Source organism: Paracoccus denitrificans, from assembly GCF_900100045.1.
Lineage (GTDB): Bacteria > Pseudomonadota > Alphaproteobacteria > Rhodobacterales > Rhodobacteraceae > Paracoccus > Paracoccus denitrificans.
The window spans coordinates 17,904-30,429 of the sequence record NZ_FNEA01000041.1; the positions used below are offsets into that span (position 1 = coordinate 17,904).

A 12,526-nucleotide genomic window follows, 5' to 3' on the forward strand; every position below is an offset into this window, starting at 1 on the left:
AATCATGGCCATCACCTATCTGAAATCCGGCCGCAGCGACTCGGCCCGTGCCGAGGACGACCGCCGCACCCGCGAGACGGTCGAGGCCGCGCTGGCCGACATTTCCGCGCGCGGCGACATTGCCGTGCGCGAAATGGCGGCGAAATTCGACGGCTACGCCCCGGACAGCTTCCGCCTGTCGCAGGATCAGATCGACGCGCTGATCGCGACGCTGACCCCGCGCGAGATCGAGGATATCCGCTTTGCGCAGGCGCAGGTGCGCCGCTTTGCCCAGATCCAGCGCGATTCCATGAAGGATGTCGAGGTCGAGACCCTGCCGGGCGTGGTCCTTGGCCACAAGCACATCCCCGTTCAGGCGGTGGGCTGCTATGTGCCGGGCGGCAAGTTCCCGATGGTGGCCTCGGCGCATATGTCGATCCTGACCGCCTCGGTCGCGGGCGTGCCGCGCATCATCGCCGCGACCCCGCCCTTTCAGGGCAAGCCCAATGCCGCCGTGATCGCCGCCATGCATTTCGCCGGCGCGCATGAGATCTATGTCCTCGGCGGTATCCAGGCCATCGGTGCGATGGCGCTTGGCACCGAAACCATCGCCCCCGTCGATATGCTGGTCGGCCCCGGCAACGCCTTCGTGGCCGAGGCCAAGCGGCAACTGTTCGGGCGCGTCGGCATCGATCTTTTCGCCGGTCCGACCGAGACGATGGTGATCGCCGACGACACCGTGGACGCCGAGCTTTGCGCGACCGATCTGCTGGGCCAGGCCGAACACGGCTATAACTCGCCCGCCGTGCTGGTGACGAATTCGCGTGCGCTGGCCGAAGGCACGTTGGCCGAGATCGAACGGCTGCTGGCGATCTTGCCGACCGCCGTCACCGCCGCCGCGTCGTGGCGCGACTACGGCGAGGTGATCCTGTGCGACACGCATGAAGAGATGTTGCAGGTCGCCAACGAGATCGCATCGGAACATGTGCAGGTGATGACCGACCGCGACGACTGGTATCTGGACAGCATGGTCGATTACGGCGCGCTGTTCCTTGGCCCGCGCACCCATGTCGCCAACGGCGACAAGGTGATCGGCACCAATCACACTTTGCCGACGCGCCGCGCCGGACGTTATACCGGCGGGCTCTGGGTCGGGAAATTCATCAAGACCCACACCTATCAGCGCGTCCTGACGGATGACGCCGCCGCCGATATCGGCCGCTATTGCTCGCGCCTGTGCATGATCGAGGGCTTTGTCGGCCATGCCGAACAGGCCAATATCCGCGTGCGCCGCTATGGTGGCGACAACATTCCCTATGGCGAGGCCGCCCAATGACCCCGCTTCCCGATTTCTCGTTGAAGGGCAGGGTCGCGCTGGTCACCGGCGCCGGTCGCGGCATCGGGCGCGCCATCGCCGAGGTCTATGCACAGGCGGGGGCCGAGGTCGTCCTTTGTGCCCGCAGCCGGACCGAGATCGCGGAAGTCGCCCAGGCGCTGGTCGAGCAAGGCTTCAAGGCTCGCGCCATCCCCTGCGACGTGACCGATGTCGCGGATTTCCGCGCGCTGGCCGATGGGTTGGAACGCCTGGACATCTTCGTCAACAACGCCGGCACCAATCGCCCGCGCCCGCTGGTCGATGTCACCGAAGAGGATTTCGACGTCATCGCCGGGCTGAACCTGCGCGCAGCCTTCTTTGCGTTGCAAAGCGTGGCGCGGCGGATGCGCGACCTGGGGCGGGGTGGGTCGATCATCAACATGTCCTCGCAGATGGGGCATATCGGCGCGGCGGATCGCTCGGTCTATTGCGCGACGAAATGGGGGATCGAGGGGCTGACCAAGGCCAGCGCCATCGAGCTTTCGCCTTTCCGCATCCGCGTGAACACGATCTGCCCCACCTTCATCGAGACGCCGCTTACCAGGCCCTATTTCGATGATCCTGCCTTCCGCGAGCATTGCCTGCGCATGATCAAGCTGGGCCGCGTGGGGCAGGTGGGCGATATCGTCGGTGCGGCGCTTTACCTGGCATCCGATGCGTCGGCCCTGATGACCGGCAGCGCCGTGATCCTGGATGGCGGCTGGACGGCCGAATAACCGCCGCCCAGGGGGCTGGCTATCTTGGGCATTATCCCGCGGCTCGGGACGAGTGCGGAGATGCGCTGCGCTGGCCGGCCGACAAAGGCCCGCTAGCGAACCGTCGCCTGCACGGCAGCGAATGCCTGATCGGCAAAGTCGCCGATCGCGCCCTTCGCCTGCTGGTAGTCGATCCCCTGCACGACGCTGACCGTCTTGTCATCGACCGCGATGCACTGGGCGACGAATGCGCCGCGGCCCTCTGCTCCGCCGCTGACGGTCACGAGCTGGCCGGGAAAGCTTTGGCTGACTGCCCGCAACCCCGCCTGTGCCGCGGCATCGGCGACGGTGCTGCCGCAGGTCTCGATGCTCAATTGCGCGGCGGGCGTGCGCTCGATGTGGTAGGTCAGGCTGAAATCGGCATCCTGCGCCGCAGCGGGAATGGACGGGCCAAGCAGGACGAATGAGGCAAGGAGCAGCGTGGAACGTGTCATTGGAAAATCTCCATGAGCGTCAAATGCCGCCGATGCTACCTCATCGGGGAAGGGATATTGAGGGCGATCACCGGCTATCGGCGGTCATCGGCGGAAATGTTCCGTTCAGGCGACAGGCGGCCGGTTTGCCGCCGTAAGCCGCGCCCCGTGGCCCGGGCTATTTGCCGAGGAAATCGATGAAGCGCTGGAACAGCTCGGCCTGGCTGGAGATTTCAAGCCGCTTGTAGATGTTGTAGCGATGCAGCTTCACCGTGCCCTCGGTTATCCCGAGGTTCTCGGCAATCGAGATGTTGCTGTGCCCGCGCAGGATCAGCTTGGTCACCGCCTGCTGGGCGGGCGTCAGCGCGCTGAAGGCGGCGCGCAGAACCTCTTCGCTGTCCGGCGCGGGACCGCCCGCCTGTTCCCCGTTTTGCGAGACGTTCCAGTGCAGGCGCAGGCTGGCTGCAATGACGGGCAGCAGCTCCTGCAAGCGCGCCGCCTCGGCCTCGTCGAAGCAGGTGCCGCCGCGATTGCGCATCAGCGAATAGGTGGCCGCGAACCCGTCCGAAAGCGGGATGATATAGCCGATCTCCTCGACCAGCGTACCCGCCTGGTCCGAGATGCAGGGATGGACCTCCTGCGACCAGGCGAACTCGGCGTCGTAATATGCATCGGGCGCCAGATCGCGCATCCGCCACAGGCCCTCGGCCGTCGCGCCGATGCTCGCGGCATAGAAAGGGTCCAGAAGATAGGCGCCCCGCAGGTAGGAGCGCAGCGCCCGGCGATCCACCGTCTCGCTATAGCCGTCGTGGATCACCGCCGGCGGCTTCGAGGTCGAGAAGCCGAAGATGCAGCTCATGTCGAAATCCGCGCCGATGCGGGTCAGCCGATCCAGCGCCGCGCCATATCCGTCCGTCCCGGTCGCGCCGAACAGACCGGCCAATGCATGCGCCAGGTCACGCCCGATCATATGACTTTCGCCATATGGCGTTTCCGTTCCGTCATCCTAGGCTTCCTCCTATCCGGCCATGGGAGAGACCGGACCTTGGCCATTCACACGGAAAAATGCCGGGCGCGCAAGCCCGACCAAGGAGGAAGACGTGACAGCAAGATTGCAGGGAAAGACCGCCCTGATCACCGGCGGCGCCGGGGGGTGCGGGCTGGCCGCCTCGGAACGCTTTGCCGCCGAGGGCGCAAAGGTGGGCATCGTGGACCTGCCCGGAGCCAAGGGCGAGGAGGTAGCCCGGCGCCTGCGCGAGGCCGGCCATCAGGCGATCTTCGCGCCTGCCGATGTGTCCGATGCGGGGCAGGTGGCACGGGCCGTCGCCACGGTCGAGGATGCGTTCGGCCCGATCACCGTGCTGATGAACCATGCCGGCATCCTGGCCGCGCTGCCCTTCCTTGAAACCGGCGAAGAGGAATGGGACCGCGTGATGGCGGTGAACGTGAAAAGCATGTTCCTGGTCACGAAGGCCGTGCTGCCCGGCATGATCGCGGCGGGCGGCGGCAGCGTGATCTGCACCTCGTCGATCTCCGCGGTGGTCGGCACGCCGATGGAGGTGCTCTACTGCACCAGCAAGGGCGCCTGCCACATGTTCGCCCGCGCCATCGCCGTCGAGTTTCGGGACCGCGGCATCCGCGCGAACGCGATCTGCCCGGGCTTCATCGCCACCGCCCACGGGCTGCGCGAGATCGAGATGCTGGGCAAGCAGGGCGTCGACGTATCCGAAGGCATGATCGCCCAGGCGCAAGGGCGGCTTTGCAAGCCCGAGGAAGTCGCCGCGGCGGCGCTGTTTCTTGCCAGCGACGACGCCAGCTTCGTCAACGGCGCACATCTGTTCGCGGACAACGGCTACACCGCAATCTGAAAACAGGGACCGACAGGGATTAACGACATGAACACCTCATCGCACGGCATGACCGTCAACGATTTCGGCCTTGAACATGCGCATTGGCGCAACTGGGTCGGCAACCAGTCCTGCGTCCGCGCGGCGCGCGCCGCGCCCGCCAGCGAGGACGAGCTTTGCGCCCTGATAGCCGGGGCGACCGGCAAGGGCATGAACGTGCGCGTCGCCGGTTCGGGGCATTCCTTCACCCCGGTCGCCCTGACCAGCGGGCTGCACCTGACGCTGGCCAAGATGAAGGGTGTCAAGCATATCGACCATGAAAGGCGCCGCGTCACCGCCTCGGCCGGGACCACGATCAACGAACTGGTCAAGGTGCTGAAGGCCGAGGGGCTTTCGATGATCAACCAGGGCGATATCGACAGCCAGGCCATCGCGGGGGCGCTGACCACCGGCACGCATGGCACGGGGGCTGCGCTGCCGGTGCTGGCCGATGCCATTGTCGGGATGAAGTTGATCCAGCCCGACGGCTCGATCATCACCGTGGACGAGTCGACGCCGGACCTGCTGCTGGCCGGGCGGGTGTCGCTGGGCCTGCTGGGCGCGATCTCGGAAATGACGCTGCAACTGACCGACAGCTATCGCCTGCGCGAAAGGATCTGGCGCGAGGATTTCGAATCCGCGATGGAAATGCACGATGAACTGGCCGCCAGGCACCGCCATTTCAGCTTCTTCTGGTGCCCCTACGAGCAAAGCCGGCATTGCTATTGCCTGCCCGACACCTCGGCCACCTCGAAATCGGGCCGCACCACGGATGTCTGCGAGATGAAGGTGATGGACATCACCGACGAGGAACCCTTCGAGGCCGAGTTCGAAAAGGTCGCCTACAGCTCGGATGTCTATCCCATCGAATATGTCGCGAACTTCCATGAGCTGGAATATGCGGTCCCGCGCGAGCATGGCAAGGATGCGGTCCGCGCCGTCCGCAGGCTGATGCTGGAGGAATTCCCCGACGCGATCTATCCCATCGAATACCGCTTTACCGCGGGGGACGAGGCCTGGATGAGCCCGTTCCATCGCCAGGACAGCGTGACCGTCTCGGTCTCGGGCGAGCCGGGCAAGGATTACTGGGACTACCTGCGCGCCGTGGATCAGATCCTGCGCGGCTACGGCGCCCGGCCGCATTGGGGCAAGATGCATTTCCTGACCGGGCAGGACGTGACCGACATCTATCCCCGCGCCGACGATTTCCGCGCGCTGCGCCGCAAGCTGGACCCGCAGGGTTTTTACCTGAACGACCACCTTTCGCAGCTTTTCCGCTGACCGCCAACCGCAGCCGGAACCGGGGCGCAGAACCCTGGGCCGGCCTTCAACAGGGAGCAGCCGCATGGCTCATATCGGCACATTCGTCATCTACATCATCATGGTCTGCGCGGTGATCGGCGCCATCGCCTCGATCATCGACAGCGAAAGTCCACTCGGCAAGGAGTTCAACGCCGGACTTCACGCCATAGGCTATATCTTCATCCCGGTCGCGGGGATCATGGCCTCGATCCCTTATCTCTCGGCTTTTACCAGCGCGTTCATCGGGCCGCTGTTCCAGGCGGTCGATGCGGACCCGGCCATGGCCGCGACCTCGATCATAGCCGTGGACATGGGCGGCTACCAGCTGGCCAAGGAACTGGCGCAGACGCATGAGGGCTGGATCATGGCCTCGATCACCGGCTTCATGGCCGGGGCCACGATCATCTTCAGCATCCCCGTCGGGCTCGCCATGCTGGAGAAAGAGGATCATCAATACATGGCCGTCGGCATCATGTGCGGCGTGCTGGCGATTCCGATCGGGGTGCTGGTGTCCTGCCTTGCGCTGGGGGTCATGGGGATCGCGATCCGCCCCGAGATCGCCGCGACCGGAGAGGCCAGCTACGCCCTTGCGATGAACATCGCTCAGGTCATGCGCAACATCGCACCGCTGATCGTCTTCTGCCTTGTGCTGGCGACCTGCCTGAAGCTTTTCCCGCGGATGATGATCCGGCTGTTCCTCGGTTTCGGCCGGGTCATGTATGCCGCGATCACGCTGGTGCTGGTGTTCTCGATCGTCGAGTATTTCACCGGCTTCTTCACCTCGGTCTTCGGTCGCTGGGGTTTCGCCCCGATCATCGCCGATGCCGAGGACCAGTTCCGCGCGCTGGAGATCGCGGGGTATATCGGCATCATGCTGTGCGGTGCGTTCCCGATGGTCTATCTGATGAACCGCTTTCTGCAACGGCCGATGCAATGGCTTGGCGCCCGGCTGGGCTTGTCGCCCTCGGGCACGGCGGGGCTGCTGGCAGCGGCGGCGAACGTGCTGGCGATGTTCCGGCTGGTCAAGGACATGCCGCCTCGGGACAAGGTGCTGGTGATTTCCTTTGCGGTCTGCGGTGCCTTCATGTTCGGCGATCACCTGGCTTTCTCGGCCAACTTCCAGCCGACCATCATCCTGCCGCTGCTGCTGGGCAAGCTGGCGGGCGGCGTTGCGGGCTTTGCGATTGCAGCCAGGATCCAGAGCCCGGCCCGAATTGCGGAGAGCGCGGCAAAGACCTGATCGATACCGAACCCTTCCCGGCGGCGGGCGCAATCACGGCGGGCGCCGACGAAGGGAGCCCAGCAGTGCCGCATTCGCCGTTTTTCCGGTGCGGATGCGGGCAACGCCCGGAACGATCGTTTGGGCCTTGCCTCGACCGAACGCGCCGCCGATCATGGCCGCGGGGCGCTCAGCCGGGGAAGGGGTCAGGCGGTCGTGATCTCGTAGACGAAGGCGCCGGCGTCCAGTTCGTCCAGTCTTTGCCCGGCGATTTCGCCCTGCGGATACATCAGGAAGGGCAGGGCGTGATCGGTGCCCTGAAGCGTCACGTCCTCGGCCGTGTTGTATCCGACCCAGTTGCCCTCCCAATTACCGAACAAGGCGTCGTTGACCTGCGTCACGACCGGATCGGTCGGGTCCTTGATCCAGGTCTCGGTCTCGGCGCGCATGACCTTCAGCACATCGGCGGGGTCCATCGCGACCCAGCCATAGGCGGACAGCCAGACTTCGGCCCGGCAATGCTGTGCGCCAGAGATGGCGGCGCTGTTTGCGCCAAGCTGCTTGAAGCCGAATTCCGACGGGGCGACGCGGATGCCGTAGATGTCGCGGGCCGGCACACCCGAGGCGCGGGCCAGCGCCACGAAAAGCCCGTTCAGGTCGGCGCATTTGCCGCCCAGCCCGGCGCTGGTCAGCGTGGCCACCGTATCGCCCGGCCCGCAGCCCGGCGTGTCGAGGTTGCGATAGCAATGCGCGACGATCCAGGCATAGATCGCGCGCACCTTGTCCACATCCGTCGTGGCGCCCGCGGTGATTTCGGCGGCGCGCTGCGCGACGATGCCGTCAAGCGGCTTGTTGCCCGTCGGGCGCAGCGCGGCTTGCAGCACGGCGGCATCCTCGGCCGGGTTCGTCGGGTTCTGCCAGTCGATGGTGCGGTTGCGGGTCTGAAAGCTGCTGGTCAGCTGCAATTCCGCAGGCACGCTTCCGTCGAAACGTGCATGAAGATAGGCCGCGCCACCCGGATCGGTGACGATCCGTGCGCTGGTCGCATTGCCGGTAAAATCGTTGGACAGGCTGCGCTGGTAATCCGTTTCAAGCGAGGGCACGGGCAGCCAGACCTGCGCGGGCTTGCCGCCCGGCAGGGCTATCCGCGTGACGATCCGATGGTGCTGCCAGTCGCCGGGCTGCGGCGCGAAGCGGCGCGGTTCAGCCGCGAAGGCGGGGCGAGACAGCCCCAGGACGGGAACGAGCCCGGCGGCGAAAGCGAGTTTCAGGAAGCTGCGTCGAGGCTGAACTGTCATGGTCCGATCCTTTGCGTGGCTGAAATACGCAAGGCAGGGCGGGCCTGCCGCACCGGGTCATGTTAGGACCGAACGGCCTCCCGCTCAAGAAATTCGGGCGCCCGCTTTCGGCGCAAAGGATACGGATGGGCGCGGCGCAGAAAGCAGCCTGAGGGCGAGATGGCAGGGCATCGCGACGATCCTTGCTCAGAAACGCCAGGTGGCGCCCAGCAGCGGCCCGGCCATGGTCACGTCCACCGCCGTGCCGCCGCTGCGGTAATCGACACTGAGCTGGCGATAGCCGGCCGAGACCCAGAGATTGTCATTGACCTGGTAGTTGACCGTCGCGAGGATCTGGCTGGTGTTTTCCGAGCCGGCCCCGAAGCCGCCGATATCGGCATAGAGGATGGCCGACCACTGCGGTGCCAGCGCGATATTCGCCCGCGCCGCCAGGATCGGATCGACGAAATCCTTGCCCGGCGAGGCCTGCATCGCGCCGCCGGCCACGGTGACGCTGCTCTTGACGCTCCAGGCCCGGGCGCCGCCCAGAAGATCCAGCGTGAACTGCTGGTTCTCGACCGCCCGCCAGCCCGCCAGCAGGGTCAGCGAGCGCTGCTTGAGCTTGCCCTCGGCCGGAAGGCCCGGCGGGACGGTCCCGGATTTGGAGCTGGAGGACCAGCTGAAATCGCCCATGAGGACCAGACGGTCGCGCCGCGCATAGCCCGACAGGAAGAACGCGCCATCCGTGTCCTCCAGCACCTCGGAAATGGATTTGTCCAAGGAAAGCGTCGGCGCTCCGGTCATCGGGGTGACATCCCCGCCAAGGCCCGCCGCCCAGACATAGGGCGTGACCTGGCCCGACCAGTCCTGGGCCAGGACAGGAAGCGAGCCCATAACGGCAACGGCGGTGGCGGCCATCAGATTGCGGATCATCTTTCTCTCCTTCACAGGCTGTTCTTGAACATGCGACCGCCCTTCATGATCAGTCGCAGATTGTCGGTATCGGCCAGCCAGTCCAGCCCGGCCTCGGCATCGCCATCGATGACCAGCAGATCGGCAAGCGCGCCCTCGGCGATTACCCCAAGCCTGCCGTCATAGGGCGCCCGGCCGCCGGAAAGGGTCAGAAGCTCGCCCGCCGCCCCGGTGGCGCGATGCAGCGCCGCCAGCGGCGACATGAAGCGCGCCAGCTTGGTCAGTTGCCGTCCCTGGCTTTCGCCGCCGCCATAAAGGATGTCGGTGCCGAAGGCCCAGTTCACCCGATGCTTGTCGGCCCATTCGAAGGCGCGCATCGTCCCCTCGGCCACCATCTTCTGTGCCGCGACGGCCTTGGGATCGGTGTATTTGTTGGCGTCCTCATCGGCGAGGAAGGGCTGGATGGACCACCAGGTGCCGTTATCGGCCATCATCCGCACGGTGTCCTCATCCGCGAGTTGCCCGTGCTCGATGGATTTGACCCCTGCCTTGATGCAGCGCTGGATCCCCGCCGAAGTATAGACATGGGCGCAGACATAGGTGCCCCAGTCGCTGGCGGCATCCACCGCCGCGCGCATCTCGGCCTCGGTGAATTGCAGCGATTCCAGCGGGTCGTATTGCGATGCGACGCCGCCGCCGGCGGTGATCTTGATCTGGCTCGCGCCCTTCATCAGCTGTTCGCGCGTGCGGCGCAGCACCTCGGGCACGCCATCGGCCAGCGCCGACATGCCGGCGGCGCTGGCGTAATCCGCCGGGTCGGCGGGCATCATCGGCAGGCTGTTCTGGAAGCGGAAGTCGCCATGGCCCGAGGTCTGGCTGATGATCGCACCGGCCGGGAAGATGCGCGGTCCCGCGACCACGCCGCGATCCACTGCGGCCTGCAGGCCGAAGGCCGGGCCGCCGACGTCGCGCACCGTGGTAAACCCGCGCTGGAGCGTGGCACCGGCCTCTTTCCCCGCCATCAGGTGCAGGAAGCCGATATCCTGCGTCATCGCGACGATCTGGCTGACCGAGGCCAGCGTCGTATGCCAATGGGTGTCGATCAGGCCGGGAATGACGGTGCGCCCGCCGCAATCGATCCGTTCGGCCTCGGCCGGCCCCTGTCCCGGGGCGGGCAGTGCCGAGATGCGCCCGCCCTCGATCAGGATTTCGACGCCGTCGCGCAGCGTCAAGGTGGTGCCGTCGAAGAGGCGCAGGTTGGTCAGCAGGACGGGGATGCCGGAGGCCTGCGCCCGCACCTCGGTGGGAGCAAGGCCGAAGCCAGCGAACATGCCGACCACCGCCGCCATTCCGCCCAGCATTTGCCGCCGCGAGATGTCCGCTTCGATTTTGCGCATGGCGGCCAGTGTCTCGGGGCTGCCGCAATGACAAAAATGCAACCTGCCGGTGTCGGATATGGCCTCAAGACAGCTCTGGCACATGCCTTGTTCCTTCTGAAAAAAACCTATCCGAAACAATCTATAGGACACGTGATGGCCATTGTCACAGCCGAATATCGACCGCCGGAGGACACGCTGGCTTGATGATCGCGCATGGCGGGGAAGATCTGCTGGCTTGTTTCCACGATGCGTAGGAGGATTGCTTGTCGTTCTTGTTGACGGCGTTGTTGCCTTGTGGCCGAGTATTCGGCCCGATCCGTGCCGGGTGCAGGGCAGGTCGCCACTCCGCGCTTGGGCAGGCGGTGGATGTCTTGCCGTATTGTCAAGCTCGGCGAACAGTTTGACGAAGCATCAGGGGGCAAAGCTTGGGTTCGAAGCGCAGAGGTCGCCGTGAGGCTCTCGGCGGCGGGGTGAAGGGCAATAATCGTGCTGCAAATATTCCTGTCACGCCCTGCAAGACTTCGTGTCATGCTACAGCGGTGACCGCTGGCATCTTCGGAAAGGGTGACAAGATGTCGGGAGAGACATGAAAAAGGCGCTAAGGGGTTGTTGAACCTGCCTTAGCGCCTTTGGAATCATGGTGGGCGATAACGGATTTGAACCGCTGACATCTTCGATGTGAAGCCAGAAATTGAATTGTCACCCCATTGCAGGAGATGACATGAGACTGCATGAAAGTGCAGGATGCGAGGCGTCGGGGAAGCGGGCTGCCGGGCGGCGCGAAGGTGCAAAGGCGTCGAAGATCGTGCAATCTGGTCGAATCCGGTGCGGGTGACCGGATGGTGACCATGCCTTGCTTCTGGATCTCATTTGAGATACAATGCTGAAAGCACAGGAGGCCACCATGCCCGCACAAACTTCGATGCTGCACGTCCGCGTGGACGACCAACTCAAGGCCCAAGCTGCTGAGGCGCTGGCTGGCGTCGGCCTGACCCTGTCGGATGCGGTTCGCATCCTGTTGACCCGCGTTGCGCGGGAGGGCGGGTTGCCGGCCGGTTTGACAGCCGACCCGGACGTCTATGACGCGTGGTTCCGCGCCAAGGTTCGCGAAGCGCTTGAGGATGACCAGCCGACCATCCCGCATGTCGATATCATGGCGGAAATGCGCGAACTGATCGAGCGGAAGCGCCGTGCCTGAGGTGGAATGGCGGCAAGCCGCGCGCGAGGACCTGCGTTCGATCTTCGAGTACATCGCCGATGACAATCCGACAGCGGCACTTGCGCTGCTGGATGAGATCGAGGCAAAGGTTGGCAAGTTGCCTGATCGGCTTAGAGCGTATCGGCCGGGCAGGGTGACAGGGACACGCGAAATGGTCGTCCGGCCTAACTATCTTGTGGTCTATGCTGAGGTCGGGGGAGCGCTGGTGATCCTGCGGGTCTTGCATGCGGCGCAGATGTGGCCGTGAGAGGCAAAGGTGGCAAAGACGGCCCGAGGACGAAGCCGCTCGCGCGGCAATGGTGCCTGTGGTGAAGGTTGCGCGCTGATCTGACCATCGTGCATTTGGGAATGGACGATCCTGCCTGACGATTGGGACCTCTCAATCATCAGACAGGAGGTTCCCATGACAGAGGAGAGAGTAAGCCCGCTGCGTCGTAACCGTCCGCTCTGACCGCTACCCGCGCCATTTCCAAGGCAGCAGGTCATCGACCTTTGTGATCTTGTAGTCTGGGATGCGGGCCAGGGTGTCGGCGAGCCAGGCGTGGGGATCAATGGCGTTGAGCTTGGCCGTTTCGATCAGCGTATAGGCGATGGCGGCGGCCTTGCCGCCTGCTTCGGAGCCGACGAAGAGGTAGTTCTTGCGGCCGAGGGCGACAGCACGCACGCCTCGTTCGGCGACGTTGTTGTCCAGTTCGAGGATGCCGTGGTCGAGATAGGGGCGCATGCGTTCCATGCGGGCCAGGGCATAGCGGATGGCCGAAGCAAGCGGGGATTTGCCTGAGACCGTGGTGAGTTGCAGGGCGAGCCAGC

At 65.0% G+C, this 12,526-nt stretch carries 13 protein-coding genes; 7 read left to right on the forward strand and 6 right to left on the reverse strand.

From position 1 onward, the window contains the following. Positions 1-4: 4 nt before the first annotated feature. Entirely contained in the window at positions 5-1,315 is a 1,311-nt protein-coding gene (hisD, locus tag BLT64_RS23125) for a histidinol dehydrogenase (protein ID WP_011749816.1), read from the forward strand. After that, complete coding sequence (locus tag BLT64_RS23130) at positions 1,312-2,070, forward strand: SDR family NAD(P)-dependent oxidoreductase (protein ID WP_011749817.1); 759 nt, start codon at positions 1,312-1,314, stop codon at positions 2,068-2,070. Before hisD ends, BLT64_RS23130 begins: the two co-directional genes overlap by 4 nt. 92 nt (positions 2,071-2,162) lie before the next feature. On the opposite strand, the gene BLT64_RS23135 is transcribed toward BLT64_RS23130, so the two are convergent. Together BLT64_RS23135 and BLT64_RS23140 are read right to left on the reverse strand one after the other, a co-directional pair. After that, positions 2,163-2,543: a DUF6180 family protein gene (locus tag BLT64_RS23135; RefSeq protein WP_011749818.1), complete on the reverse strand. Its 381-nt coding sequence runs from the start codon at positions 2,541-2,543 to the stop codon at positions 2,163-2,165. A 157-nt stretch (positions 2,544-2,700) separates the two neighbouring features. Beyond that, on the reverse strand, positions 2,701-3,492 hold the full coding sequence (locus BLT64_RS23140; protein WP_011749819.1) for a helix-turn-helix transcriptional regulator: 792 nt from the start codon (positions 3,490-3,492) through the stop codon (positions 2,701-2,703). A 130-nt stretch (positions 3,493-3,622) separates the two neighbouring features. Here BLT64_RS23140 and BLT64_RS23145 point away from each other — a divergent pair, with 130 nt between their 5' ends. The 3 genes from BLT64_RS23145 to eutH all read left to right on the forward strand — a co-directional run bounded on the left by BLT64_RS23145 (position 3,623) and on the right by eutH (position 6,950). Beyond that, positions 3,623-4,390 carry an SDR family NAD(P)-dependent oxidoreductase gene (locus BLT64_RS23145; RefSeq protein WP_041530588.1) on the forward strand — a complete coding sequence of 256 codons (768 nt, stop codon included), beginning with the start codon at positions 3,623-3,625 and terminating at the stop codon, positions 4,388-4,390. 27 nt (positions 4,391-4,417) lie between these two features. Further along, a complete protein-coding gene (locus BLT64_RS23150; protein WP_011749821.1) occupies positions 4,418-5,689 on the forward strand; it encodes a D-arabinono-1,4-lactone oxidase in 1,272 nt (423 codons plus the stop codon). A 64-nt stretch (positions 5,690-5,753) separates the two neighbouring features. Continuing rightward, positions 5,754-6,950 carry an ethanolamine utilization protein EutH gene (gene eutH / locus BLT64_RS23155; protein WP_011749822.1) on the forward strand — a complete coding sequence of 399 codons (1,197 nt, stop codon included), beginning with the start codon at positions 5,754-5,756 and terminating at the stop codon, positions 6,948-6,950. A gap of 185 nt (positions 6,951-7,135) precedes the next feature. Here the strand turns inward: eutH and BLT64_RS23160 are convergent, their stop codons facing one another. The 3 genes from BLT64_RS23160 to BLT64_RS23170 form a co-directional block, all read right to left on the reverse strand. Further along, positions 7,136-8,227 (reverse strand): transglutaminase-like domain-containing protein, encoded by a 1,092-nt coding sequence (locus BLT64_RS23160; RefSeq protein WP_011749823.1) that lies wholly within the window; start codon positions 8,225-8,227, stop codon positions 7,136-7,138. A 186-nt stretch (positions 8,228-8,413) separates the two neighbouring features. After that, positions 8,414-9,139 carry an outer membrane beta-barrel protein gene (locus BLT64_RS23165; RefSeq protein WP_011749824.1) on the reverse strand — a complete coding sequence of 242 codons (726 nt, stop codon included), beginning with the start codon at positions 9,137-9,139 and terminating at the stop codon, positions 8,414-8,416. Between the two features lie 11 nt (positions 9,140-9,150). After that, positions 9,151-10,515: a metal-dependent hydrolase family protein gene (locus BLT64_RS23170; RefSeq protein WP_232290604.1), complete on the reverse strand. Its 1,365-nt coding sequence runs from the start codon at positions 10,513-10,515 to the stop codon at positions 9,151-9,153. 862 nt (positions 10,516-11,377) lie between these two features. On the opposite strand from BLT64_RS23170, the gene BLT64_RS23175 reads away from it, so the two are divergent. Both BLT64_RS23175 and BLT64_RS23180 read left to right on the forward strand, forming a co-directional pair. After that, complete coding sequence (locus BLT64_RS23175; RefSeq protein ID WP_428833723.1) at positions 11,378-11,695, forward strand: type II toxin-antitoxin system RelB/DinJ family antitoxin; 318 nt, start codon at positions 11,378-11,380, stop codon at positions 11,693-11,695. Next, positions 11,688-11,963, forward strand: coding sequence for a type II toxin-antitoxin system RelE/ParE family toxin (locus tag BLT64_RS23180; protein ID WP_011749829.1), 276 nt, complete (start codon positions 11,688-11,690; stop codon positions 11,961-11,963). Before BLT64_RS23175 ends, BLT64_RS23180 begins: the two co-directional genes overlap by 8 nt. Positions 11,964-12,170: 207 nt before the next feature. On the opposite strand, the gene BLT64_RS23185 is transcribed toward BLT64_RS23180, so the two are convergent. Further along, the coding region (locus BLT64_RS23185) for an IS66 family transposase (RefSeq protein WP_139171652.1) at positions 12,171-12,526 on the reverse strand (356 nt) is incomplete at its 5' end.